The 23,355-nt window shown below is 49.2% G+C and carries 22 protein-coding genes; 4 read left to right on the plus strand and 18 right to left on the minus strand.

Going from position 1 to position 23,355, the window contains the following annotated elements; translation table 11 throughout:
- Nucleotides 1-13: 13 nt before the first annotated feature.
- The 4 genes from BD749_RS11590 to BD749_RS11605 form a co-directional block, all read right to left on the minus strand.
- Nucleotides 14-3,322, minus strand: a complete 3,309-nt coding sequence (locus BD749_RS11590) for a DUF4175 family protein (RefSeq protein ID WP_101444488.1) — start codon at nucleotides 3,320-3,322, stop codon at nucleotides 14-16.
- Between the two features lie 157 nt (nucleotides 3,323-3,479).
- Entirely contained in the window at nucleotides 3,480-4,241 is a 762-nt protein-coding gene (locus BD749_RS11595; protein ID WP_101444489.1) for an exodeoxyribonuclease III, read from the minus strand.
- A gap of 96 nt (nucleotides 4,242-4,337) precedes the next feature.
- Complete coding sequence (locus tag BD749_RS11600; RefSeq protein WP_101444490.1) at nucleotides 4,338-4,688, minus strand: hypothetical protein; 351 nt, start codon at nucleotides 4,686-4,688, stop codon at nucleotides 4,338-4,340.
- 103 nt (nucleotides 4,689-4,791) lie between these two features.
- On the minus strand, nucleotides 4,792-5,145 hold the full coding sequence (locus BD749_RS11605; RefSeq protein ID WP_101444491.1) for a carboxymuconolactone decarboxylase family protein: 354 nt from the start codon (nucleotides 5,143-5,145) through the stop codon (nucleotides 4,792-4,794).
- 94 nt (nucleotides 5,146-5,239) lie between these two features.
- Between BD749_RS11605 and BD749_RS11610 the strand changes: the two genes are divergently transcribed.
- On the plus strand, nucleotides 5,240-5,926 hold the full coding sequence (locus BD749_RS11610) for a ComF family protein (protein WP_245869070.1): 687 nt from the start codon (nucleotides 5,240-5,242) through the stop codon (nucleotides 5,924-5,926).
- A gap of 64 nt (nucleotides 5,927-5,990) precedes the next feature.
- On the opposite strand, the gene gldJ is transcribed toward BD749_RS11610, so the two are convergent.
- A complete protein-coding gene (gene gldJ, locus BD749_RS11615) occupies nucleotides 5,991-7,226 on the minus strand; it encodes a gliding motility lipoprotein GldJ (RefSeq protein ID WP_101444492.1) in 1,236 nt (411 codons plus the stop codon).
- Between the two features lie 63 nt (nucleotides 7,227-7,289).
- Nucleotides 7,290-8,303 (minus strand): PorP/SprF family type IX secretion system membrane protein, encoded by a 1,014-nt coding sequence (locus tag BD749_RS11620; RefSeq protein ID WP_101444493.1) that lies wholly within the window; start codon nucleotides 8,301-8,303, stop codon nucleotides 7,290-7,292.
- 93 nt (nucleotides 8,304-8,396) lie between these two features.
- Here BD749_RS11620 and BD749_RS11625 point away from each other — a divergent pair, with 93 nt between their 5' ends.
- On the plus strand, nucleotides 8,397-11,429 hold the full coding sequence (locus tag BD749_RS11625) for an AsmA family protein (protein ID WP_101444494.1): 3,033 nt from the start codon (nucleotides 8,397-8,399) through the stop codon (nucleotides 11,427-11,429).
- A gap of 271 nt (nucleotides 11,430-11,700) precedes the next feature.
- Nucleotides 11,701-12,492 carry a DUF4382 domain-containing protein gene (locus tag BD749_RS11630; protein ID WP_101444757.1) on the plus strand — a complete coding sequence of 264 codons (792 nt, stop codon included), beginning with the start codon at nucleotides 11,701-11,703 and terminating at the stop codon, nucleotides 12,490-12,492.
- 131 nt (nucleotides 12,493-12,623) lie between these two features.
- Here the strand turns inward: BD749_RS11630 and BD749_RS11635 are convergent, their stop codons facing one another.
- The 6 genes from BD749_RS11635 to BD749_RS11660 form a co-directional block, all read right to left on the minus strand.
- Nucleotides 12,624-13,100, minus strand: coding sequence for a DinB family protein (locus tag BD749_RS11635; RefSeq protein ID WP_101444495.1), 477 nt, complete (start codon nucleotides 13,098-13,100; stop codon nucleotides 12,624-12,626).
- 1 nt (nucleotide 13,101) lies between these two features.
- Complete coding sequence (locus BD749_RS11640) at nucleotides 13,102-13,497, minus strand: DUF6970 domain-containing protein (protein WP_101444758.1); 396 nt, start codon at nucleotides 13,495-13,497, stop codon at nucleotides 13,102-13,104.
- A 96-nt stretch (nucleotides 13,498-13,593) separates the two neighbouring features.
- Complete coding sequence (locus tag BD749_RS11645) at nucleotides 13,594-13,980, minus strand: diacylglycerol kinase family protein (protein WP_101444496.1); 387 nt, start codon at nucleotides 13,978-13,980, stop codon at nucleotides 13,594-13,596.
- 65 nt (nucleotides 13,981-14,045) lie between these two features.
- Complete coding sequence (locus tag BD749_RS11650) at nucleotides 14,046-14,378, minus strand: peptide-methionine (R)-S-oxide reductase (protein ID WP_101444497.1); 333 nt, start codon at nucleotides 14,376-14,378, stop codon at nucleotides 14,046-14,048.
- Between the two features lie 23 nt (nucleotides 14,379-14,401).
- Nucleotides 14,402-14,797: a methionine-R-sulfoxide reductase gene (locus BD749_RS11655; protein ID WP_101444498.1), complete on the minus strand. Its 396-nt coding sequence runs from the start codon at nucleotides 14,795-14,797 to the stop codon at nucleotides 14,402-14,404.
- 94 nt (nucleotides 14,798-14,891) lie between these two features.
- Nucleotides 14,892-15,668 carry an SDR family NAD(P)-dependent oxidoreductase gene (locus BD749_RS11660; protein WP_101444499.1) on the minus strand — a complete coding sequence of 259 codons (777 nt, stop codon included), beginning with the start codon at nucleotides 15,666-15,668 and terminating at the stop codon, nucleotides 14,892-14,894.
- Nucleotides 15,669-15,912: 244 nt separating this feature from the next.
- Between BD749_RS11660 and BD749_RS11665 the strand changes: the two genes are divergently transcribed.
- On the plus strand, nucleotides 15,913-17,358 hold the full coding sequence (locus BD749_RS11665; protein WP_101444500.1) for an alpha/beta hydrolase family protein: 1,446 nt from the start codon (nucleotides 15,913-15,915) through the stop codon (nucleotides 17,356-17,358).
- 7 nt (nucleotides 17,359-17,365) lie between these two features.
- Here the strand turns inward: BD749_RS11665 and BD749_RS11670 are convergent, their stop codons facing one another.
- The 6 genes from BD749_RS11670 to BD749_RS11695 form a co-directional block, all read right to left on the minus strand.
- On the minus strand, nucleotides 17,366-17,902 hold the full coding sequence (locus BD749_RS11670) for a GNAT family N-acetyltransferase (protein WP_101444501.1): 537 nt from the start codon (nucleotides 17,900-17,902) through the stop codon (nucleotides 17,366-17,368).
- A 56-nt stretch (nucleotides 17,903-17,958) separates the two neighbouring features.
- Nucleotides 17,959-18,420, minus strand: a complete 462-nt coding sequence (locus tag BD749_RS11675; RefSeq protein WP_101444502.1) for a DUF1905 domain-containing protein — start codon at nucleotides 18,418-18,420, stop codon at nucleotides 17,959-17,961.
- Nucleotides 18,421-18,541: 121 nt separating this feature from the next.
- Entirely contained in the window at nucleotides 18,542-19,186 is a 645-nt protein-coding gene (locus tag BD749_RS11680; protein ID WP_218972546.1) for a GIY-YIG nuclease family protein, read from the minus strand.
- 318 nt (nucleotides 19,187-19,504) lie between these two features.
- Nucleotides 19,505-20,542 (minus strand): hypothetical protein, encoded by a 1,038-nt coding sequence (locus BD749_RS11685; RefSeq protein ID WP_101444503.1) that lies wholly within the window; start codon nucleotides 20,540-20,542, stop codon nucleotides 19,505-19,507.
- A 436-nt stretch (nucleotides 20,543-20,978) separates the two neighbouring features.
- Nucleotides 20,979-22,376, minus strand: coding sequence for a class II fumarate hydratase (fumC, locus tag BD749_RS11690; RefSeq protein ID WP_101444504.1), 1,398 nt, complete (start codon nucleotides 22,374-22,376; stop codon nucleotides 20,979-20,981).
- Nucleotides 22,377-22,488: 112 nt separating this feature from the next.
- A complete protein-coding gene (locus tag BD749_RS11695; protein WP_101444505.1) occupies nucleotides 22,489-23,205 on the minus strand; it encodes a hypothetical protein in 717 nt (238 codons plus the stop codon).
- Nucleotides 23,206-23,355 lie beyond the last annotated feature (150 nt).

Raw genomic sequence — 23,355 nt, forward strand, 5'->3', positions numbered from 1 at the left:
TATAAGGTGCTTATTAGTTACTCATATGCTGGAAATACTCGCTAACCTTTTGCTTATAATAAGGTGTAAGCATTGGCGGTACAGTCTGTAGTAATTCCGTTTGCTTTTCTTTTGTTCTTAAATACTTTTCAAATGATGGCGGTACTCTTCTGGCCACATCCTGAGCGCTCTTTGCCTCACGTTTGTTGTCCAGCTCACGCTCTTTCATAGACTTCTCTGCTTCCAGTAAACGGGTCAGAATTTCGCGCTGGCGCATGATGGTCTGCTCAGTCAAACGTTTATTAACGAGATCAGCCTCGCTTTGTTCCATCATCTTGCTGATATTTCCTAACTCGCCATTGCCGCCTTTTTCACCGGGTTTTTGTCCCTGCTTTTCCATTTCCTTCAAGGCATTGCGCAGAGCCTCTTGCTCCGCAGCTAATTTAGCTAATTCTTCAGACAGTGCCTTACCCGACTTGCCACCTTTTTTCAATTCTTCGATTTTTTTGTTCAAAGCGTCCTGCATCTGGCCAAAATCGCCTGGCTGTGGCTTGCTGCCCTTCTGTTTACTGGCCATGTTGCCTTGCATTTGCTGCATGGCCTGTTGCATTTGCTTCAGCGCATCGTTCAGCATCAGGGCCAGGTTGTTCATCGATGTCATAGCGAGCTGCTGCTGCGCGGTGGCCCGGCCAACGTTGCGGTCACGCAGCTCTTTCATGCTGTTGTCCATGCTCTCGTTCATTTGCGCAACCTCGCGTGTAACAAAAGACTCCAATTGGAACACTTTTTTGGATAGTGCGAAAAGGCTATCCTCAATTACCTTGGCATTGTCGCGAAGCGAGAGCTGCTGCTGCGAAAGCGAGATAAAGCGCGGATCGCTTTGGTTCACCCCACGGAAGGCTTTCATCAGTCCCTCCTGATCGAACGAAAGCTTGATCAGGTTTTCGAGAATATCGCGCAGGTTGTCGAGGTTCTGCTCCATACCCTGCATGCTCATGCTGCTCTGCATCTGCTCCATTTGCTGGGCCATTTGTTTCATCTTCTCCCCTGCCTTCTGCTGCGACTCGCTGGCCTTTTTATTCTGGTTTTTCTGAAGCTGCTGCAGGCCCTGCTCCATGTCCTGTTCGATCTGCTGCTGTTGCTGCTGCATTTGTTGTTCGTCCATTTGGTTTGGGTTTTGCAGTTTGTCATTTAGCTCTTTCAGGTCCTTCATGTCCTGCTTCAGCTGCTCAAACTCTTTCTGTATACCTTCCTGCTCTTGCTGCAACTGCTTGTTATCCTCCTGCTTTTGAGCGGTCTTGTCAGCAAGTTCCTCCTGCTCTTTAGCCATCTCCTCCAGCTTGTTGGTAACGTTGTCGAGCTTTTGCTCAAACTGAAGTTGCTTGAAGAGCTCAAGTGCTCTTTCGAGTTCGCGCTCCAGGTTACGCTCACGGTTGTCTAGCTTGCTCAGGAGCTTTTGCAGTTCAGAGTCTTTAGGGCTTTGCTCCTGAAGCAGCTTCTCAAGCTCCTGGTAGAGCTTTTTGGTTTCTTCGTCGAGCAGGCTGTCCATCAGCTTTTTCAGCTCCTGAGCCTTTTCAGCTAGTTGCTTGTTCTGCTCCGAAAGCATATTTTGTTTTTTGTTAAGCTCATCGAAGAGTTCTTTCATCGAAGAAATGTCCTGCTCCAGCTGCTTGCGTTTCTCCGCCAGCTCTTCCAGTTGCTTTTTGTCCTGCCAGTTCAGGTCGCGCTTGGTTTTTACTTTCTCCTCAGATTGCGTAAGCTCTTCCTTAAGCTTGGTGCTTCTTTCCAGCGATTTGCTCAACTGGCTTTCCACTGATTGCGCGTTACTGATCAGTTCCTGCTCCAGATCTCGACGGCTAGGCACCTTCAACTCAAATGAACGTGTGCGCGCGCTCTTTGGCCCATTCAGTCCATCGTTGTCCCATACCTGCACAAAGTACTCCAGCTTATCGCCAGGGTTGAGTTGCAGCCCTGCCGTGTTCCACTGATGATAATAAGTCTGGCTGAGTTGCTGTTTGTTCAGCCCGATTGGCACGCTCTTGTACCTGGCCTGGGGATTCTTATCATTCGTTACCTTGTAGTTTAGGGTCAACCGCGTCAGGCCGTAGTCATCCGAAATGTCGCCGGCCAGTACCACAAATCGATAGAGCGCCGAGTCATAATACTGTTCCAACGTAATCTGGGGGTGCCTGTCAGGTATAGCTGTGATTTGGTAATTGATCTCATCCTTATTCGCACTGTGTGCATTTCGCAAGTCAATACTGTAGTTTTGGCTCTCGGCAAACTGCTTGCTGGCTGTGAATAAGTTGGCCTTAGATTGGGCTACAAGCGCCTGGGAGGGGTTTTCGAAAAGTAATTTGATGCTTTCAGTCTCGGTGGCATCGAAGTTCCAGGTAATGGTGCTGCCGGCAGGTATAGCAGCATTGCCTGTGTTCTGTATCAGATCAGGTTTGCGCTTCAGGTAGGCAGGGTACGCCACCTCCATGTAAAAGTTTTTCAGATTGGGCCGGGATAGTAAGTTCAGTTGGTAACTGTCAGACATAAAGCCCGAGCCCTCCAGTTGAAATTCCACCGGGCGTTGCAGCTGCTTGAAGGTATAGGTATAGCCATTCCCGTTCTTCTGCAATCGCTGGCGTCTGCCGTTGTAATGCACATATACCTCGCTAGGTATAGCTTTGCCCTCCAGCTGCACTTTCAACTCAAAGTCTTCCCCCCGATAGGTCTGCAGCGATTTGTTCTGCACCACAAACTGGAAAGGAGCCAGCGGGGTATAATGCTTCTTGTAATTGATGATGCGCTCGGTTCCCTGCACAAAAATAGTCGGGTAAAGCAAGGCGATCAGTAGCATGATAAAGGCTGGCAGCGCGATGTACTTGAGGAGCGGCTTGTTCTCGCGATAGGTAACGGCCTCCTCAAAAGGATAATTTACAAGCTGAGAAGAACGCTGGGCTATACTGGCGGCAATAAGCTCGTTGGTTCGGTCAAGGTCCTTTAGCTGAATGGCATTGAGAAGTTTATCCTTTATTTCCGGGTAATGCTGCCCTACCCTAAGGGCGGCCTGCTCATCGGAAAGCAACTTCCGGAGATTAGTCAGGGCCGAAAGCGGCAGAATGATCCAGCGAACGAGAGCATAAACAGTGAGGGCAACAAAGGAGAACAGCAGAAAGGCCCGGACAATAACCGGAAAGTAGAAAATATACTCCAGCAAGCTGTACACGATGTAAATGGACATAAGCAGGCCTATAGCGAAAATGCTCCCTCTCAAAAGTAGATTGAGGTAGAATTTTTTCTTGAAGGCCTGCAGCTGGTCTAACAGCCTGTCCATCGCGTCGTGCTGATTCATCTGCCTAAGTATTAAAGCCGTGCTAACTCATGCTTGCAGCTAATGATTAACCGAATAGGTATAAGTTATTAAGGTATAGAAATTTAAGCAATACTCATATGCCCTTTCCTATAAAACAGCCAGCACGGTCGGTTTAGTATACGTACAGTTCTGTTTACTATATAATATCCAATAAAACAGGGCAGTGATCAGAGTGCTTGGCCTCAGGCAGTATGGCAGCCCGTTGCATACGATCCTGCAAATTGCCTGTCACCATGTTGTAATCGATACGCCAGCCCAGGTTCTTGGCGCGTGCTCCTGCCCTATAGCTCCACCAACTGTAGTTGTGCGGTTCTTTGTTGAAGTGCCGGAAGCTATCGACAAATCCGCTTTCGATAAACTTGCTCATCCAGTTGCGCTCCTCAGGCAAAAAGCCGGAGCTGTTCGCATTGGATTTCGGGTTATGGATGTCGATGGCCTGGTGGCATATGTTGTAGTCGCCACTGATCACCAAGCCGGGCAGTGTCTGCTTCAAGTCTCCTGCATAGCCGTAAAAGTCGTCGAGCCACTGCATCTTAAAATCCTGCCGTTCGTCGCCACTCGAGCCGGAAGGCATGTATACGCTCATCACCGAATAATCGTCGAAGTCTGCCCGGATTACACGGCCTTCATTATCGTAGCAGGCCATGCCGCAGCCAATCTCCACATGCTTGGGTTTGCCCTTGCTAAGAATGGCTACGCCGCTATACCCTTTCTTGACAGCCGGGTGCAGGTATACGTTGTAACCTAGGTCTTCAAATATGGCGCGGTCAAATTTATCTTCGCATGCTTTGATTTCCTGCAGGCAAAGCACGTCCGGGTTGGCAGCTTTTACCCAATCCTGAAAACCTTTTGAAATTGCGGCACGAATGCCGTTCACGTTATAAGAGATGATCTTCATACTTAATTATCGGTCCTAAAAATAGGCAGCATGTCCAACCTGATATTAGAGGTATAGACATGCTGCTATACAGGTTAACTTACTATTATTTAGATTTTAGATAACGTCGGATCTGTCGAAGTACTCGAGGATGTGCCATTTCAGCATTCGCTCCTGTTCTTTCAGATTGGTGAAAGGGATGGGTTTGACAGAACGGTAATGCGGCCATCCATCCTCGTCCACGTGCTCGAGTTCATAAAAGCCCGATAGGCTGAATACCTTGCAGGTAGCGATATGCATCAGGTCTTGCTTCTCTTCTTTTGTAAAATCCGAAATGCCTCTGCCCAACTCCTGTATCCCGATCAGAAAGAGGATCGCATTCAGATCAGGCTTTTTCCCGAAAGTCTTCATCATAGAAGCCCGCAGATTAGTCCATCTGTGCTCGAGGTTAGATGATTCGTCGGTCATATAATTAATTTTTAAATGGCTGAATTACTAAATTGTTGATCTCAATCGTAAAAAAAATCACTCAAAGCAGCGACAAGCTAGAAAATTCAGCAGCTGAATTAATTTAGGAAGCGCTTTGCTGCGCTTTAAGTTCCTCCCAGTACTCTACTGCGCGGCGGAAATGCGGAATAACGATAGAGCCTCCAACCAGGTTGGCAATGGAGAACACTTCAAACACCTGCTCATCCGACACGCCTTCCTCAAAGCATTTGCCCAGGTGGTACTTAATGCAATCGTCGCAACGCAGCACCATGGAAGCTACCAGACCGAGCATTTCTTTTGTTTTTACATCGAGGGCTCCCTCTGCGTAAGTGTTGGTATCGAGGTTAAAAAAGCGCTTGATTACTTTGTTGTCGTACGACATGATGCGCTCGTTCATGCGGGTACGGTACTCGTTGAATTCTTCTATCTGACTCATTGTTGTGTTTGCTATGATTGTTTTATGCTTTTAAAAGTATAACAATAAAGTTACTCTAAAATATCAAGAATACCTTAACCAGGCCATACCCGCTATGCTACAGGATTTTCTGTCTCTTCTTTTTCCTGAAATTTGCCACGCATGCGACGAGCCTTTGGCGCGAGGCGAACGCTACATCTGCACCGAATGCAACGTGAAGCTTCCTTATACCGACCTGCATCTGTACGGAGCTACTGAGCTAAACCACCTGCAGCAAAGGTTTTGGGGCAAGGTACAAGTTCGGTTCGCTTTCTCTTATTTGCATTTCCGGTCCAAGGGCCGTGTGCAGCGTGTGCTTCACAAGCTTAAGTATAAGGGAGCGCAGGAACTCGGTGAGCATTTGGGCAGGCGGTACGGCTCTATTTTGGCTGAGCATGGGTATGCGTCACATTTCGATTTGGTTGTGCCTGTTCCGTTGCATCGGCTGAAGCTTCATCGCAGGGGCTATAACCAGTCCGATGGATTTGCCAAAGGCCTGGCCGAGGCGCTTCAAATTCCGTGGAGCAACAAAATGTTGGAGCGTGTCATAGATACTGACTCACAAACCAAGAAAAGCCGGCTGGACAGGTGGCAAAATGTGGAGCAGGTGTTCGTCGTGAAACAGACAAACGCAGTAAAGGGGAAGCGCATTCTCTTGGTGGATGATGTGCTGACCACTGGTGCTACACTGGAGGCGTGCGCCCACACACTGCTACAGCATGGATGCACTGAGGTAAGTGTGACCACTATTGCCGCGGCCTAGGTATAAATGCAAAAAGCCCGGGTAAACCCCGGGCTCTTTAGTATGTAGTATTAACTGTTAGTTCTTATCTGTTAGATCCAGCGTTGATCATTGCGCAACGGAAACCAATTGTTGCTGTGGATGAGTCCTGCGCCATGAATCTTCTGGTACCTGGAGACAGCCAGTAAGCTACGTCTTTCCATGAACCACCTTTGTAAACACGTACTTCGTTGCTGATCAGGGAGTGGAAGCCTTCTGCTGTATCGTAGTTTTCAGCTTCGTCCTGGTAGCCGTCCCTACGGAATGGGTTCAGGTCTTCTACATCCTGGAATGAAAGCGGACGGTAAACATCCTGCACCCACTCGTTCACGTTACCAGCCATGTTATACAGACCGAAGTCATTTGGCGGGTAAGCGTAAATGTAATCCGTGATCATGGCACCGTCGTTTAGTGAGCCAGCAACACCGGCATAGTCACCGCGGCCACGTTTGAAGTTTGCCAGGAACTGACCCATCTTTTTACCGTATGGGTTACGCAGCTGATGACCATCCCAAGGATAAAGTCTTCTGTTGTTCTGGTTTTCGTCTTCGTTGTACTGTGTTCCGATCAAAGCCTGGGCAGCATACTCCCATTCGGCCTCTGTAGGGAGGCGGTAGTTCGGCAATACATAGCCAGACTCGATGGAAAGGGCAGTTGCCTCAGTTGTTTCCTGTGTACGGTTTCTACCGAAAAGACCTCTTCTCTTAGTAGTACCGCCGCTTGCTTCTTTAGCCAGGTTCTCGTTCACCTTGGCTGTACGCCAGGTGCAGTAGTCGTTGGCCTGTAACCAGCTAACACCTACTACCGGGAAGAAACGGAAACCAGGGTAACGCAGGTAATACGTTACGTAAGGGTCGTTGAAAGAAAGCTGACGAGACCATACTGTTGTATCCGGAAGGGCAGCTACGTATACCTCAGGTATAGAGTCACGCTTCAGGTAGTGCAGGTACTCCAGCCAGTGGATGTTGGCCACCTCTGTTTCATCCATGTAGAACGATGCCACCGTTACCGTACGCTCGATGTTGTCGCGCGTCATAGCGATGTCCTCTTCCATGGAGCCCAGCGTGGTACGGCCACCTTCAATAAATACAAGACCCGGGGCCTGAGGGAAATCTTCGTAATCGTTTACCTGAAACGCTGTCTCGTCCTCGTTGTATTCTATACCCGTGGCCGAGCTGTAATCTCCTGGATCAGTGCTGGTTGGATAGCCGCCACCTTTGCCACATGATGCGAGAAGCGCACCTCCCACAACAACAGCCGATACATACTTAATAAGCTTCATAGATTAGGACCTACTTATGATAAGGTTCTTTTAATGTAATTTAACGTGCAATTATAACTAAATTCAGAATGCCGGACAAACAATGTTATGGTTTATTTTGGACAATCGGCGGCCTGAGAACAAATTATTTAAGCTAAGTTGTTCAAAAACGAGCGAAATTTCATTTGCCCCTCCCGCCTGCCTGCCAAATCCCTTCACTCCCACGTCGTGGCTGAAGCCGATGCGAAGCCTGTTGAGGCTCACGCCTGCAATTATACCAAGGCTCTGGTCTTGCCCGGCACCCATTGCAGGTACTCCTTTATATATTACTCCTAACGCTAAAGGAGAATAGATAGTATACAGGGCTACATCAAGGCGGCTAAAATTTTGCTGATATGTAAAATTCAGCGCCGGACTTATGCTGAACTCGCTATCGCTGCGCCGCAGGCCGGTGCTCATGTAAAATTTGTAGCCGATATTGGCCACAAACCGCAGGGGCAACTGGGTGGTTTCATCGAAGCCGTAGTTTGGCTGGTTGAGGTGCGATGCGTTGAGGCCCGCCCAGAAATTGTTATTGTACAATATACTCCCGACGGCGAAACTCACATAGCTGGTCGGGTCGAATTGACTGGCCTCTGCCGAGGTGAGGGCTGTTTGCCCATAATCGGAAAGCTGGTCGCCAAACACCAGGTTGTCGTAATTAACACGAAGCGAGGCAATAGTGGTCTGCAGCCCGGCTGCCAGCGCTAGGTTGTCGGTCAGGCGGGTGTGGTAGGCATAAGCCAGAGCAGCCTGCAGTTTTTGTAATCCGCCAATGCCGGCGCGGTCCTGCTGAAGTACCATCCCAATTGCACTTTTGGTGTCCTCAAACCGGTAGTCGGCGGATAACTGGTTGGTAACGAACGATCCGTTGAGCGAAGGCCATTGGTTGCGGTGGGCAACGGCCACACTCCAGTCGCGGCCAAGCCCGCTATAAGCCGGGTTCAGGTATAGCCGGTTCGCGTACTGTTGCGTAAAATGTGCATCCTGCCCTATTGCCTGCAAACCACGAAGGCATGCGATCAGGCAAAAAAATAACTTTGTAAGAACTGAACGCATACTTTCGTTGACTAACACAGAGCTTGTATAAATTCCGCATGGTTTTCGCTATAAAATTATATAGCTTAGCTTTTATTAAACGCAACCACCTATATGAAAAAAGTAGTAATCGGTTTTTTTGTCTTTTTGGCAGTGCTTTTGGCCTTGGCTGCTTTAGTACCCCTGCTCTTCAAAGATAAAATTAAACAGGCCCTGGACAAAGAGATTGCCAAGAATATCAATGCCACTGTGGTGTACGCTACCGATGATGTGAGCCTTTCCCTTTTCCGGGATTTCCCGAACATGTCACTAGGCGTGGAGAACCTGCTGGTTGTTGGCCAGGATTCGTTTGCGACCGACACGCTGGCGAAAGTGCCCTCGTTCCGGATGGGTCTGGACCTGATGAGCGTGATTACGGGCAACCGGGTTAAGATCAACAACATCAAGCTCGAGGATCCCACGATCCGCCTGCTTGTGCTTAAAAGCGGCAAAGCCAACTGGGATATTTTTATAACTGACTCAACAGCCGCTGCGGAGGCTGATACGGCAGCCAGTGACTTCCGGATGGCAATCAAGCGTTGGGACATAAACAATGGCACGCTTTATTACGATGACCTGAGCATACCTTTTGGGTTGGCGGCCTACAACGTGCAGCACACCGGTAGTGGCGATTTCGAGAAGAGCGTGTTCGATATGAAATCGCAGACAACCGCCGACCGCTTTGTGATGACCTACGACGGCGTAAACTACATCGAGAATGCCGTGCTGGATGCCGACGTGACCCTGGCCATGGATTTGGATCAGTCGCTTTATACCTTTAAAGACAACAACTTCCGCATCAACGAACTACCGGTGCAGTTTGCCGGAACCATTCTGATGCCGGAAGACGACATTGACCTCGACTTGACCTTTAAAGCCGCTGACACCGACTTTAGGAGTGTGCTTTCCGTGGTGCCAGGTATGTTCAAGGAGGATTTTAAGAACATCAAAACCGAGGGTCAGCTTAGTTTTGATGGCTATGTGAAAGGCCGCTTTAACGACACCCTGATGCCGGGTTTTGGTACGGAGCTCAAAGTGGCTGAAGGATTGTTCAAGTACCCTGACCTGCCGCAGGCCGCCCGCAACATCAACGTAGACATGCGCATCGACAATCCGGACGGTGACCTGGATAACACTGTGGTGGACGTTCGCAAGTTCCACATGGACATGGGCAAGAACCCGATCGATGCCCGCGTGCTCCTGAAAGGTATAGACGTGATGCAGGTAGACGGCAACGTGAAAGCCAGCATCGACCTGGACGAAATGACCAAAGTGTTCCCCGTGGATGGCATGACGTTACGCGGTCTGTTGAAGGTGGACGCCGACGCCAAAGGCACCTACAGCGAAAAGAGCATGCCTGTAATAGACGCCGACATGCGCCTGACCAACGGTTACGTGAAGTCAAAAGACTTTCCTGCTCCTATCCGGAACCTGAACGCCGTAGTGAACATCCTGAACAAGACTGGCAACACCGACGATACCCGCATCAACATCGAGCGCTTTAACATGACCCTGGACGGTGAGCCGCTGGAGGGCCGTATGCTGCTGCAAGGTATAGCCAACACCGCGTTTGACGGGCAAATCAAAGGTATACTCGACCTGGAGAAGCTGACCAAGATCTTCCCGCAGGAAGGTATGGACGTGACTGGCCGCATTAATGCCAACGTGGCCTTTAAGGGCAAGATGTCGGATATAGAGGCTGAGAAGTACAACAACGTGACGGCGAACGGTACCATGGGTATCAAAAACCTGAACTTTGTAAGCACCGACCTGCCGCAGGGCATCAAAATAAGCAGTGCCGATGCCGTGTTCAATAACGAGCGCATTCAACTTAATAACATGAATGGCTTCCTGGGCAAAAGTGACTTCCGGGCAAGCGGCTCGGTATCGAACTACATTGGCTATGCCTTGGCCGAGAACCAGTCGCTACGCGGTAATTTCAACCTCAGCTCCAACTCTTTTAATGTGAACGAGTGGATGGTGGACGAGACCACCGGACAACCGACAGAAGCTACTACAGAGGCAGAGGGCGTGGTCGAAGTGCCAGCCGATTTGGATATTACGCTTAATGTGGATGCAAAGCAGGTACTTTATGATAACCTGAAGCTCAACAACGTGGGTGGCCGCGTGCTGGTAAAAGATAAAATTGCGCGTCTGGAGTCTGTGAAGTTCAACACGCTTGGGGGCGCCTTTGTTGCCAGCGGCAGCTACAACACCCAAAGCTTGAAACAGCCGCTTTTCGACATGAAGCTGGATGTGCAGAATTTGAGTTTTAAAGAGGCATTCAACGCCTTCAATACCATTAAGGCTGTTGCCCCTATCGCTGGCTTGCTGGAGGGTACGTTCTCCACCAAATTCAATTTCGCGGGTGAGCTTGGTCAGGATATGATGCCGGTTTTCAAAACGCTCGATGGCTCAGGTATAATCGATGTGGTAAAGGCTGCCGTGCGTGATGTGAAGATCGTAGACCAGATCAGCCGCCTCACGCATTTTGAGGAACTTCAGAACTTTGTTATTCAGAACAAGCGCATTGATGCCCAGATCATAGACGGCAGCCTGGTCATTCGCCCGTTTGACCTCAAGATTGGCGACATCGAGATGACAGTAGGCGGCTCTAACAATGTGAACGGTAACATCGACTACGTGACCGCGCTGAATGTGCCAGCCGGTAAGGTAGGCCGCGAGCTCAACACCCGACTGGGTAGCCTGATTGGCAACGAAGCACTGAAGACATCGGATCGCATTACCCTGAACCTGAACATTGGCGGCACCCTGTCTGATCCACGCGTGGCGTTGGCAGGCGGCAGCGCTAAGGGCCAGGCGAAAGACCTGGTGGAAAGCGTGGTGAAGAGCAAAGTGGACGATGCCCGGCAGCAGCTGGAGCAGAAAAAGCAACAGGTACAGGACAGCGTGCGAAACGAACTGGATCGCCGTCGCCAGGAGGCCGAAGAAAAGGCCCGTCAGGAGCTGGAGAAAAAGCGACTGGAGGCTGAGCAGCAGATCAAAAAGCAGGCAACAGATAAAATAACGGATCTGCTAAAACCCCGAACGAAGCCAAAACCTGCTACCCCACCTGCACAACCTGACACTACGAAGGTGCAGCAGTAACAGTAAAATATAAATTTTATGAAGGCGATGATCTAATGCAATTGCACTCTTTTAGACAAGTAAAAACCGACCGCTGAGAATGGCGGCCGGCTTTTATTTTCTTAAAGCTATATAACATTGTTAGACTATTTATCGTTCTGCTGTCGCAGGGATATGCAAAACCAAACAAATCCATATTCCTGAAGAACGAAAATATAGCGATATCTGATTCTTCATTTTATCTTCATTTAAGGTACAGATATTTGCTATGAAACTTAAATATGCAATTTTTATGAAAGCAAAATTTGTAATTCCTTTTCTTTTGAGCGGCCTGGTGTGGTTCAGTTCTTGTGACAGTGAAAGCGACAGCAACGGCACTGCCCGCATGGAAGTGCGCATGACAGACGCGCCGGGCGATTATGACGAGGTAAACGTGGACATCCGCTCAGTGCAGATCCACAAAGAGAATACTGACAGCGAAAGCGGCTGGCAAACGCTTGACGAGATCAATCCGGGCATCTACAACCTGCTTGACTTTGCCAACGGACGCGACACGCTGCTTGCTTCTGCCAACCTGCCGGCGGGCTCTATTTCCCAGATCAGGCTGGTGCTGGGCGATAACAACTCCCTGAAATTGAAAAACGGCCAGGTACTGAGCCTCAAAACACCGAGCGGACAGACTTCAGGAGTTAAGCTACAGCTGAATGCTGACCTGCGTGAAGACGTGACCTACGTAGTGTTGCTGGACTTCGATGCAGCCAAGTCGGTTGTGGCCAGAGGAAACGGCCAGTATAACCTGAAGCCAGTTGTCCGCACGATCACGCAGGCCATTGCAGGTGGTATAAGAGGTAGAGTAACGCCAGCCGAGGCCAAGCCTGGTATCTACGTGATCTCTGCCGCTAACGACACTATCGGTGGATTTGCCAACGACAACGGCGATTTCCTGATCAAAGGTGTGAAAGCCGGTACTTACTCGGTGAAGTTCTACACTGCGAATGCCGCTAACGACACGACCCTGACAAACATTAGCGTATCACAGGATCAGATCAAAGACCTGGGTACGGTAAAGTTGCCAGTAAAATAAGTTTTGGAGACAAGCCATACCTGGCTTGCCATAACTTCTGAAGCAAACGAAAAGGGAGCCTTTCACAATGGAAGGCTCCCTTTTCGTTTGCAATCTAATTGTCTTTTGTCAAACAGTCCTTTGTCTGCCAGCTAGTATACCTGGCCCATCAGCTCACGCACGTAGGTTACGTAATCGGTGTTGGGTGGTGTGTGGCCGCACTTGCGCAGGTCCGTTGCTACTTGGGCGCGGTGGTACGTGGCGTGGTTAAAAGCATGCGTGAGGATGTCGAGCACGCGGGTGCTGTATTTGTGGCCCTGGCTGTTAGTGTAGTCGATCAGGCGGTTAAACTCATCTTCGTCTGCATTGGCTACCAGCTCGGCTATTTTATATGAGGCGTACTGGTGCAGCTTGTGCAGTTCTTCCAGCGTGTGCTCCTGCCATACCTTCACGGGGCTTTCAGTGCCGGTAATGCGGGCTATCCAGATAGCCTGTGCATTGAGGGCGTGGCTGAACAGGCGACCAGCATTGGAAGGCAGCTCTGGCAGCGCATCGAATACGTTTAGCATCGTCTGGTTAGCCCAGATGTTATATTCCGAAAGGTTCTTTAATACGTCGTTTCCAGTCATTTTACTTATATTCTCTTTTATCTTCCCAAATTAAGGTTTCGTTAGTTCTGGCATCAATAAAGTCTGCGCAGCGACCGTCGCCCTGGCCGGTTATGCCACCTTCCGGCTCACACAGCAGGTTGCCCTCCGTGTCGTACACCTTAGCGGGGATATCGCAGCAGCGGCTGGTCAGGTAGTACACTTCCTGTCCGTTGTAGGTATAGCGGTATACCTTGGCTGGCGGATTGGCCGGGTCTTCGTGCTCCAACTCCCGGATGAGTTCGCTCAGCCAACCCGTTGGGATGTCTTTTTCCTGCTCCGGCTCAGATGTTGCAGGGCTTTCCATTGTTCGGCAGCCAGCAAAACCCACTAGCAGCAGGAGCGCGAGTGCCCACACAGGCAATTTTAGTGCAGCCATAATGGTACGCATGGTTTAACGGAGCGCAAAGGTAGGCATTTATGTCTAAACACCGGACATGGAGCGGTTTTATACCTCCGCCTGGCTCTGCGGCAATTACAATTCAGTTTTTACGTACTCCGCCCAATAAGGTATGAAGATGAACAAACCGACAGCCACAGCGGTAATGGCAGCCATGAGCACGGCTCCTGCTGCCAGGTCTTTGGTTTTGCCCGCCAGGATGTTGTGCTCCGGCGACACCAGGTCGGTGAGCGTTTCGATAGAGGTGTTGAAGATCTCTGCCACCCACACCATGCCGATGCAAAGAATAAGCAGGCACCACTCCACCCGCGTTACTTCAAAGCGGTAGGCCATCACCAGCACAACGATACTGGCCAGCACATGCAGGTGCATGTTCGGTTCGGAACGGAATACGGCTGCAAGACCATTAAAAGCAAACCGGAAACTGTTGTAGCGGCTTTTGATAAAAGAGGGTCGGCTCATGGGAAAAGTATCGGGGTGAGAATATTCAGTTTTGGCTATGGTATACTAGCTAGGCGGGTATAAAGTTAAGAAGTGCAATCGCGATGCTGGCCGGTCAAACGAATGGCGCTTTGATTGATGCAGTAGCGAACTTGGGTAGGTGTGCGCTTATCCGTGAACAGATGCCCCAGGTGCTGGCCACAATTGCCGCACAGCAGTTGCGTGCGATCACGGCCATAGCTGCTGAGCGGCTTGTGGATAACATGGCCCTCAATCTGCCCCCAGAAGCTGGGAAAGCCGGATCCGACCTCAAATTTCCTGCTGGCCTCAAACAGCGCAAGGCCGCAACAGCTACAGGTATAGATACCCGTTTCATGCGCACGGTTTGCAGTCGATACTTGTTGCCTGTGCCTGAACATGTGCCTGCGGCTATACCTGCTGCTTACTTTTCCAGGTCTTCGACCGGTACAAATTTCATGGAGAGCGAGTTGACGCAGTGGCGCACGTTCTTCGGCGTGAGGTATTCTCCTTCGAACACGTGACCCAGGTGACCGCCACAGTTGGCGCAAACAATCTCGGTGCGGTAGCCGTCCGGGTCTGGCACACGCTTCACGGCGCCCGTTATTTCATCGTCGAAGCTTGGCCAGCCGCAGTTCGACTCAAACTTGTACTCCGAGGTATAGAGGGGCGCGTTGCAGCGGCGGCACAGGTATACGCCCTCTCCCTTAAAGTGATTGTACTCACCGGTGCCTGGGTATTCGGTGCCTTTGCGCACAATAATGCGCTCTTCGTCTGGTGTCAGTTGGTTGTATTCAGATGGGTCTTTCGCGATTTTCATAAGCTAAGTTGTAATCTGGTTGTGTATACGAAGGTATACAAATTATACGCCATAGGGAATGAGATGACAGGATGGCCGGGGAATAAGGTATACGCTAGGCTCCCTGTCCCATGTACTGCGACAAACCGCCATCCATAAAATAGCTTGAACCGGTCACGTAGTCAGCATCAGAAGAGGCCAGGAAGAGGGCCACTTTAGCGATCTCTTCCGGTTTGCCGGCCCGCTTCATCGGTATGTTCTGCTCGCTTTCTTCACGCTTTTCTTTGTCGTCCACCGCTTCCTGGTTCATCGGTGTCAGAATCATACCGGGGCACACGTTGTTGACGTTGATGCCATCTTCGGCCAGCTCCAGTGCCAATGTGCGGGTCAGGTTGCGCACACCCGCCTTAGAGGCGCAGTAATCCGCCGTGCCCGCCGACACAATCTCCTCGTGCACCGACGAGACATTGACAATCTTTCCTTTGCCGCCCTCCTGCTTTCGGTGCCTGATAAAAGCGCGGGAACAGAAGAAGGTGCCGTACAGATTGGTCCTGATCGTTTTGTCGAAAACTTCGGTGCCCATGTCAGCTACGTTGATGCCAGAGCCGTTTACAGCCGCGTTATTCACAAGTATGTCGATGGTTCCAAACTCCTGTAAGGCCTGCCTGAACAGTTTTTCCACCGCCTGCTCATCACTGATGTCCACCTGCAGCACGATGCCTTTCCGGCCCAGTTTTTTAACTTCGCGCAGCGTCTCCTCCGCGCCTTCTTTATCGCTGTGGTAGGTGATGACGATGTTTGCCCCTTCCTTTGCATATTCGATGGCGGTAGCCTGCCCGATGCCTGAATCAGAGCCCGTGATCAGGGCCACTTTATTTTTCAGTTTGTCCATAGGTATGTGTTTAGGTATAGCTTTACTAAGCATACTTGTGGTTGTGACTGAGGGTTATGGCAGATACTAATTCTGCGGGTACTAGAAGGCAGTTTTGGATAGCATGCTTAAGAATGGGCGCTGAATATGCTCTTCTAGGCAATACCTCTAGAGCATCAAAGGCTTCTCCATGTCAGCTGATTTTGATTACAAATTAATACCTGTATTTTAGTATATAATAAGAAAATACTAATCCGAATCGTCTATGAAACCACACCCACGAAAACTGCTGATTTTCTTTGTTTTTTCTCTTCTAAACATCCCATTAAACCTAGTAGCTCAGCTATTGCCAGCTGGTATGTGGGCAGGTGACCTAGATTTGGGTGGGCCGGCACCTATCAAACTTATTATTGACTTTAACCCCAAGGTGGCAACCACTGCCAAAGCGCTCTTATCCATACCTGCCAGCGGGTTACACGATTTGCGGGCTGAACAGGTTGAACTTGGAAGTGATAGCCTGCGCTTACGTTTCACAGATCATGGGGCAACGTACAAGTTTGCTTTGAAAAGTGACGGCACCCAAATGCAAGGTATGTTCACAGTAGTAAGTGCAGGATTCAAAACACCACTAACTTTAAAAGAGACGGATCTGCATGCATTTCGTCCCGAACGGCCTCAAACGCCACAGGCTCCATTCTCCTATGCGATTATGCCAGTTGAGTTTAAGGGTGGAGATCCTGGCATCGTTTTACGTGGAACCATCACAGCGCCGAAAGGCAAAAAGCCTGTTCCAGGGGTAATATTGCTTTCCGGTTCAGGGGCCCATAACCGTGACAGTGAGCAGTTCTACCATAAAACATTTATGGTGCTAGCCGATGAACTAACTAAAAGAGGCTTTGCTGTGCTGCGCTACGATGAACGTGGTGTGGGAGAATCATCTGGCACTTTTGGAGGGAACTTTACCAAAGATTTTGCCCGCGATGCAGCGGCAGCTGTGAATACATTACGAACTGATAGTAGATTGAAGGTTAAAGATATCTATGTGATAGGACATAGCGAGGGATCGCTTGTGGCACAAATATTGGCGGCGGAAGACACCTCAATTGCAGGTGTCATATTTATGGCTGGCGTTGGACTGAATGGATTGGAATCACAAAAGTTATCCCATCGGACTATGCTTAGAAAACGTGGGAACTCGGATGAAGCAATCGATAACATGACCGATTTTATAGCTCAGAGCAAGGCTTATGAAACAATCGCGACAGCATCTGACCCTGCTGCTGCTAGATTAACCTTTAACGAATGGTATAAAATAAACATAAGCACGGACACCAGCTATAGCAGTATGTACATTGAAAGGTATCTTGACCCATGGTACTTCCATCACCTACGCTTCGACCCAGCCCCTTACCTGTGTAAGGTTAAAGCACCTGTTCTGGCTGTTAGCGGTACTAATGATTCTCAAACACCTGCAGAACCTAACCTGGCAGGTATAAAAGCTGGATTAGCGGCGGGGGGCAATACAAATTTCACAGAAGTAATCTTGCCAAAACTCAATCATTTTATGCAAACCTCTGTTACCGGCACCTACGATGAGCCCTTTGCATTAGAAGAAACCTTCTCCCCAACTGCTTTAAAAGTTATGGGCGACTGGTTGGAACAGCAGGCTGATATTGTTGAGAAGGCTCAAGCTATAAGAGAATCTAAATAAGCGATCGCTAAATTATGTTTCCGGGCTCATAAATGGTCGGGTGCCGCATACTGACAAAGCGCGATACTGCGTCGTGGGAAATGGAAGTGGGGTGAGACATGAGTAGCAACTTGAGCGGTGGCTGACCATGATGATAAGGAGGCTGCTGGTAGGGGTGGTGGTTCAGGATAAAAGCGTTCTGCTCGTAAAAGCGGATGCGGCGGCGCTGTATTTCAGTATGTGGTGGCTCCACTTCCAGGAGAACAGGACGTTCCTCACGGCTTGCAAAGTCCTTAAGTATAAGTTTGCCATAGCCCTGGCCCCGCAAGGCCGGAACCGTTGCAAAGTGTTCGATAAAGCGTATCTCCTCAAAGCTCCACCACAAGAGTATACCTACCAGATTTCCTTCTAGCAGAACAAGTTCGAAGCGGTAGTTACCATGTGGCATTATTGTCTGTTGCCACGAAAGAGGCCGGCGCTCTTCCAACGGGAAAGACTGCTCATACAGCTGCCACGCTTCTTCAAAAAGATGATGCGATGAATCTGTTAGTCTAATGTACTCCATACCTTAGGTTGGCTATGCAACGACTCAAAGTTAAGGCTTAATTTTTCGTGCAGCTTTTAATTGCGCAGCAGTTTTTGGATGGTCTGCACAATGCGCTCTACTTTTATTTCATCGTTTTTCGCAGTATAGATCCAGTCCACGATAGCTTTCTGCTCGCTGTCTGTACATTTCAGGAAATTCTGGTAGGCAGCGGGTTCGTCCTGCAGGCACAGGAGCAGCTCTTCAGATGCTTCCTGTGGAGTGTTGTCGGCGTATAAAGTCACCTGCACCCAATCGCCGGCCTCCTTTTTTATTTTCTTCCGGATCTCGGCCTTCACCGGCAGAAAAAGCTGCCCATCTCCTTTCGGCATCAGATTGAAGCCTTTTATTTGGAAGCCATCGATGCTGCCTCTTACTCTTACCAAATTGAAGTAGGCGTGCTTGTCGGGTAAGATCTCAGGTATAGCAGCATAGGTCCAGCCGCCGTTGCCCGGGAATTTTTCGAGCAGGTATAGCTTGTTAGTAAGGGGATGGGGCATGTCAGTTATAGTTTATTACTAAAGTTTAAGTGAAATAGCGGATAGTGGATAAATACTTTAGTCAAAAACTAGTTTAGAGTGTAAGCTTAATTTGATTTCAGGACAGAGTTATAGCTGAGCATTATTTCCTTTTCAATGCATCTAGTGTAATACCGTTTTTATTTTTCCATTTTGTCCAGCCATTTGTAGACCTCCCAAGAATGACTCCACCAGCTGTGCTAGGCGAATTAAAAACATAATCTTGGGCGAATTTATACGCGCCATCAAGATTCACTACAATTTGGTCCTCAATTAGCTTATTGCGTAAGTTTATCAAATAGTCATGGCAGGATGGCGTGTTATTAGCTTTTAAGCCTGATCCTTTAAAGACAACGAATCCATCATCGATCAAATCTCCTTCAGCATAGACGTTGTCCCCTCTTAATGATAAAAGCTCTTTATGAGTGATAGTCTCTCTGTTAATCCTATCGAAGACGGGAAACCCGAGAGTAGAAAGCAAGATCTTAACGGTGTCAAAGCTATCTAGCAAGTCTGCCTCCATTGATTCTGTGACAAATGGTTTACTAGGGATAATTGTGTTTTCAGTATCAAACCGGTTGGCCTCTTTCGCTTCTGCAACAGCAATGTGCTCCAAGTATTTAGCATGGGACTTTGTAAAAGCACTTATTTTGGAAACCATAACAACCGCATAATTCCAAAACTCCTTTGATCTGTTGTGCTGCTTAATTCGATCTAAACAGTCTTCAGCTTCTCCTATATAAACCATCGGCTTAGCTCTATCTGCACTTTCGCCGAATAAGAAAAAATGCCAACATTCTTTAACTCGTCTCTACTGGCTATGTATTCTAACTTATTCCTGGGCACTAAAACGGCTTTTACAACCCTGTTAGTGATTTCTGCAATTTTTACACTACGAGGATTACCATCTGGTAAGAAAATTTGAATTGTCTGTGGCCTGTTCATAGAAGTAGACTTATAGTAATAGAAAAGAAGTTATAAATATAGCACAAGCAATATAAACTTGTATAAACCAAAAAAAGCAGCCCCTCGCAGGACTGCTTTTCTAACTGTTTATCGCCAATTTCTATTCTTCCAACTTGAGCGGATAATCTGAACAGCGGGCTTCTATTACCCTGAAGCTGCCATACTGTTTCTTAATCGAAGCGTTATGGTCCGCATTTACGGGTATAAGCTGCTTTTCGCCGCGTTGTGTTCTAATTTCCAGCAATTCTCCCAGCGGATTGACTAGTGGGTTGGCCTGTGAACCTGCAAGCTTGAATGCGGTGCCTGGTTTCATGCCCTTTGCCTCCAGCAGCACACTGCCGCTGTTCTCCCCCTGCACAGACTTAACTGTGACATTGGCTGGTTGCTCTCCCGTATACTCTAACCATAAAGTATGCACAGCTCGGTAACGGGTTTCATCGTAACGGCCCTGGCCATCTACGCAAAGCTGCAATCTGGCTATAGCCCCAGAGCCTACTTTGCTTCGCTCATCACCAAAAGTCACAATGGCCTTGGCTACACCAGGTATGTTGCCAAAAGATACGATTATAGCCGAGTTCTTCGCTCCAGTCGGTATTTCTCTTTGATGCAGCAATTGCCCGTTACGACTATACAACTCAACCTTTGAGCCTTTATCTTCTGTTGCAACATCTGTAAAAACCATGGTTTTCATAGTAACAACGCCAACAGGAGCAAAGTCCATGATCACGCGTCCGCCATCACGGTTTGCCTTCGTGCCTGTTTCGTCCGGTACAGTCAGTATTCCTCCAAACATACCCAGCATCTGCGCATCAAAGGGATTGACAAGGTCAGTTGCTGGGTCGCGTGGGTCAAGTAGTAGTCCCTGGGTTACAGGCAGGTATTTGCCATTGTGTCCTCTTCGCTGGGCTGTTACAGTCATGATCAACCCATCTTCCTCTATCAGGTTCACATTTCGCGGAAGGGCTCCCGTTCCCATCTCCTGTACCAGGTTGCAGGTGCTTGGGTCGTAGCCAACAAGGTTATCCTGCTGCGATATCTCCATAGGTTCAATCGTTTCCAGGTCTTTCTGTTGTTCGCACGAGAGTAAAAATAAACTGGCCATGGCCATGGAAAGGGTTTTTGTATTTATTGTTTTCATAGAAGGACTTGTGGTTTAAGAAAATGAAATAAGTATCCTGGGGATTAGCCTTGCGGTTAAAACATATAAATTGTATTATATAATGTCATGCAGTTGTTTGAGATCGGAATCAAATGCACCCTGTTTCGAAGTGATTCATCTGATTAGATGTTGTGTTCACTAAATATGTGAGGCTATTTACTAAATTTCTTTATTGCTCTTGGATACGAACTTCACCGAGATCAGTTTTAAATTTTTTGATGAAATTGAATTTTATTTAAGTATAGCTGTAGCCGTATTCTGATAGATTGAAATCGTAAGCGAGTTGTTTTTCCCGGTTGTGAGAAATAGGTAGTAGGATTTTTTATGGCAAAACAAAAAAGCAGCCCATTTCGGAGCTGCTTTTTCTTGATGTAAAACACAAGCTTAAAAGCTTGTTTCTATGTTGATCCAACAATTACTTTTTCAAGCTGCCGATCATGTCCTCTGGGCGCACCCACTCGTCGAACTGCTCGTTCGTCAGATGACCCAGCTCAATTGCGGCCTGGCGCAGGGTCGTGCCCTCTTTGTGGGCCTTCTTCGCGATGGCGGCGGCGTTGTCGTACCCAATGTGCGGGTTCAGGGCCGTTACCAGCATTAAAGAGTTCTCCAGGTTGTGCTTGATGCGCTCTCTGTTTGGCTCTATACCTACGGCGCAATGCTTATCAAACGAGTCGCAGGCATCGCCGATCAGCTGGGCACTCATGAGTAGGTTGTAGATCATCACCGGCTTGAACACGTTCAGCTCGAAGTGACCGTTCATGCCACCCACCGAAATGGCTACGTCATTGCCAATCACCTGGGCGCAAACCATCGTCATGGCCTCGGCCTGGGTCGGGTTCACCTTGCCTGGCATGATCGAAGATCCCGGCTCGTTTTCAGGTATAAGGATTTCGGCTATACCTGAGCGTGGGCCAGAGGCCAGCAAACGGATATCGTTGGCGATCTTCATCAACGACACAGCCAGTTGCTTCAGGGCACCAGAGGTTTCTACCATGGCGTCGTGCGCGGCAAGTGCCTCGAACTTGTTTGGAGCCGTGCGGAAATCGTGACCAGCGTATTTCGAGATTTTCTCGGCAACCAGCTCAGCGTATCCGTTAGGCGTGTTCAGGCCTGTACCTACGGCCGAGCCGCCCAGTGCCAGGTCCTTCAGGTGGTCTAGCGTGTTGTTCAGCGCTTTCATGCCGTACTCCAGCTGCTTCACGTAGCCAGACAGTTCCTGACCAAGGGTGAGTGGCGTAGCATCCATCAGGTGCGTGCGGCCAATCTTCACCACGTCCATAAACTCCTCCGACTTCGCCTTCAGCGTATCGTGCAGTTTCTTTACCATGGGCAGCGTGTGCTCCAACACTTTCTTGTAAGCGGCAATGTGCATGGCCGTCGGGAAGGTGTCATTCGAAGACTGCGACTTGTTTACGTCGTCGTTCGGGTGGATCTTCTTTTTCTCGTCCATCAGGTTGCCGCCCAGTACCACGTGCGCACGGTTGGCCACCACCTCGTTCACGTTCATGTTCGACTGCGTGCCCGAGCCTGTCTGCCATACCACCAGCGGAAACTGGTCGTCCAGCTTGCCAGCCAGTATCTCGTCGCATACCTGCGAAATGACATCGGCTTTGTCCTGCGCCAGTACACCCAGCTTGGCATTGGCCTGCGCCGCCGACTTTTTGAGGATAGCGAAGGCCTCGATCACCTCTTTCGGCATCTGCTGACCACCGATCGTGAAGTTTTCTTTTGAGCGCTGTGTCTGCGCGCCCCAGTATTTGTCGGCAGGCACCTCAATCGGGCCCATCGTGTCTTTCTCTACGCGAACTTGCATATCGTTTATACTTAGGTTTAAAGGATCATTTTTAACTCCGGCAAAACTACAAAAAATATTCTTTTACGGCCGCTTTGCAAGCAGAATCAAGGTATAGCGCCTGCCGGTAAATTTAACGGATAACGCGCTTGCCCGAGCGATCGGACATCAGGGCAATCATATCCAACGAAACAGGTTTGAGGTAAGATGTGTTGAGGACTGTGTGGTCGTCGAACGTAATGAGGTACTCTCCTTCTATACCTGTATAGTGGATGCTCTCGATTGCTCTGTGCGGGTAGGTGCGCTCCTGGTTGAGCAGGTTAGTCACCTGTACCTGGTTTTCGTCTACACCCACATGCCAGCGCATGGCAAACCAGAGCACAACCAGCGAGAACACAAGCATGATACCAAACAGGATACCGTAGAAACGGGTGGAGCGCAGCCCCTCCTGCTGGCGCAGGTACTGCTTGTACAGGTCATAATCCTGGCTCAGGAACGTGCTTTGCGAGAGCCGCAGCGGCAACAGCGCCGTGGTAAGGCCCAGCAGCAAGCCCGGCGCAAAAAAGGCTCTGAAGTTCGGCGTCATCACAAACAGGTGTTCGGGCGACATGTGCAAAATGCTGGAAAGCATGGCCAGCGCCCCGGAGAAGAACACAGAAAGCACCGATGCGAAAACAAAATAGGCAATTGTTAGTTGCCATTCTTTCTTCTGCATGTAGCGCGACTCCTCGGCACTGAGGGGAAGCTGATGCCCGGCCGGCGACAGCCGGCGCAGCGCAAAACGCAGCACAGGCAGCAGGATAGCCACCGCTATGAAACTTAACAGCAGGCTTTTGAGAATATCTATCATAGTGTAAAAGTATTTAGCGTAAAATTAACACGTAAAGCCCGATTTTATGCAGACAATTCAGGAATATACAGCCAAAGGTGGGCAATGGAAGTATAATAACCGGGGTGGCTTACACTGCTGGCGGCTAAGGATTTTAAGGCCCTTTAATGT

Source organism: Pontibacter ramchanderi (genome assembly GCF_002846395.1).
Lineage (GTDB): Bacteria > Bacteroidota > Bacteroidia > Cytophagales > Hymenobacteraceae > Pontibacter > Pontibacter ramchanderi.

Bases quoted from the DNA above. Each gene is read 5' to 3' on its own strand.
- BD749_RS11590 (WP_101444488.1), bottom strand. From the start codon at position 3,322: ATGAATCAGCACGACGCGATGGACAGGCTGTTAGACCAGCTGCAGGCC.
- BD749_RS11595 (WP_101444489.1), bottom strand. From the start codon at position 4,241: ATGAAGATCATCTCTTATAACGTGAACGGCATTCGTGCCGCAATTTCA.
- BD749_RS11600 (WP_101444490.1), bottom strand. From the start codon at position 4,688: ATGACCGACGAATCATCTAACCTCGAGCACAGATGGACTAATCTGCGG.
- BD749_RS11605 (WP_101444491.1), bottom strand. From the start codon at position 5,145: ATGAGTCAGATAGAAGAATTCAACGAGTACCGTACCCGCATGAACGAG.
- BD749_RS11610 (WP_245869070.1), top strand. From the start codon at position 5,240: ATGCTACAGGATTTTCTGTCTCTTCTTTTTCCTGAAATTTGCCACGCA.
- gldJ (WP_101444492.1), bottom strand. From the start codon at position 7,226: ATGAAGCTTATTAAGTATGTATCGGCTGTTGTTGTGGGAGGTGCGCTT.
- BD749_RS11620 (WP_101444493.1), bottom strand. From the start codon at position 8,303: ATGCGTTCAGTTCTTACAAAGTTATTTTTTTGCCTGATCGCATGCCTT.
- BD749_RS11625 (WP_101444494.1), top strand. From the start codon at position 8,397: ATGAAAAAAGTAGTAATCGGTTTTTTTGTCTTTTTGGCAGTGCTTTTG.
- BD749_RS11630 (WP_101444757.1), top strand. From the start codon at position 11,701: ATGAAAGCAAAATTTGTAATTCCTTTTCTTTTGAGCGGCCTGGTGTGG.
- BD749_RS11635 (WP_101444495.1), bottom strand. From the start codon at position 13,100: ATGACTGGAAACGACGTATTAAAGAACCTTTCGGAATATAACATCTGG.
- BD749_RS11640 (WP_101444758.1), bottom strand. From the start codon at position 13,497: ATGGCTGCACTAAAATTGCCTGTGTGGGCACTCGCGCTCCTGCTGCTA.
- BD749_RS11645 (WP_101444496.1), bottom strand. From the start codon at position 13,980: ATGAGCCGACCCTCTTTTATCAAAAGCCGCTACAACAGTTTCCGGTTT.
- BD749_RS11650 (WP_101444497.1), bottom strand. From the start codon at position 14,378: ATGTTCAGGCACAGGCAACAAGTATCGACTGCAAACCGTGCGCATGAA.
- BD749_RS11655 (WP_101444498.1), bottom strand. From the start codon at position 14,797: ATGAAAATCGCGAAAGACCCATCTGAATACAACCAACTGACACCAGAC.
- BD749_RS11660 (WP_101444499.1), bottom strand. From the start codon at position 15,668: ATGGACAAACTGAAAAATAAAGTGGCCCTGATCACGGGCTCTGATTCA.
- BD749_RS11665 (WP_101444500.1), top strand. From the start codon at position 15,913: ATGAAACCACACCCACGAAAACTGCTGATTTTCTTTGTTTTTTCTCTT.
- BD749_RS11670 (WP_101444501.1), bottom strand. From the start codon at position 17,902: ATGGAGTACATTAGACTAACAGATTCATCGCATCATCTTTTTGAAGAA.
- BD749_RS11675 (WP_101444502.1), bottom strand. From the start codon at position 18,420: ATGCCCCATCCCCTTACTAACAAGCTATACCTGCTCGAAAAATTCCCG.
- BD749_RS11680 (WP_218972546.1), bottom strand. From the start codon at position 19,186: ATGGTTTATATAGGAGAAGCTGAAGACTGTTTAGATCGAATTAAGCAG.
- BD749_RS11685 (WP_101444503.1), bottom strand. From the start codon at position 20,542: ATGAAAACAATAAATACAAAAACCCTTTCCATGGCCATGGCCAGTTTA.
- fumC (WP_101444504.1), bottom strand. From the start codon at position 22,376: ATGCAAGTTCGCGTAGAGAAAGACACGATGGGCCCGATTGAGGTGCCT.
- BD749_RS11695 (WP_101444505.1), bottom strand. From the start codon at position 23,205: ATGATAGATATTCTCAAAAGCCTGCTGTTAAGTTTCATAGCGGTGGCT.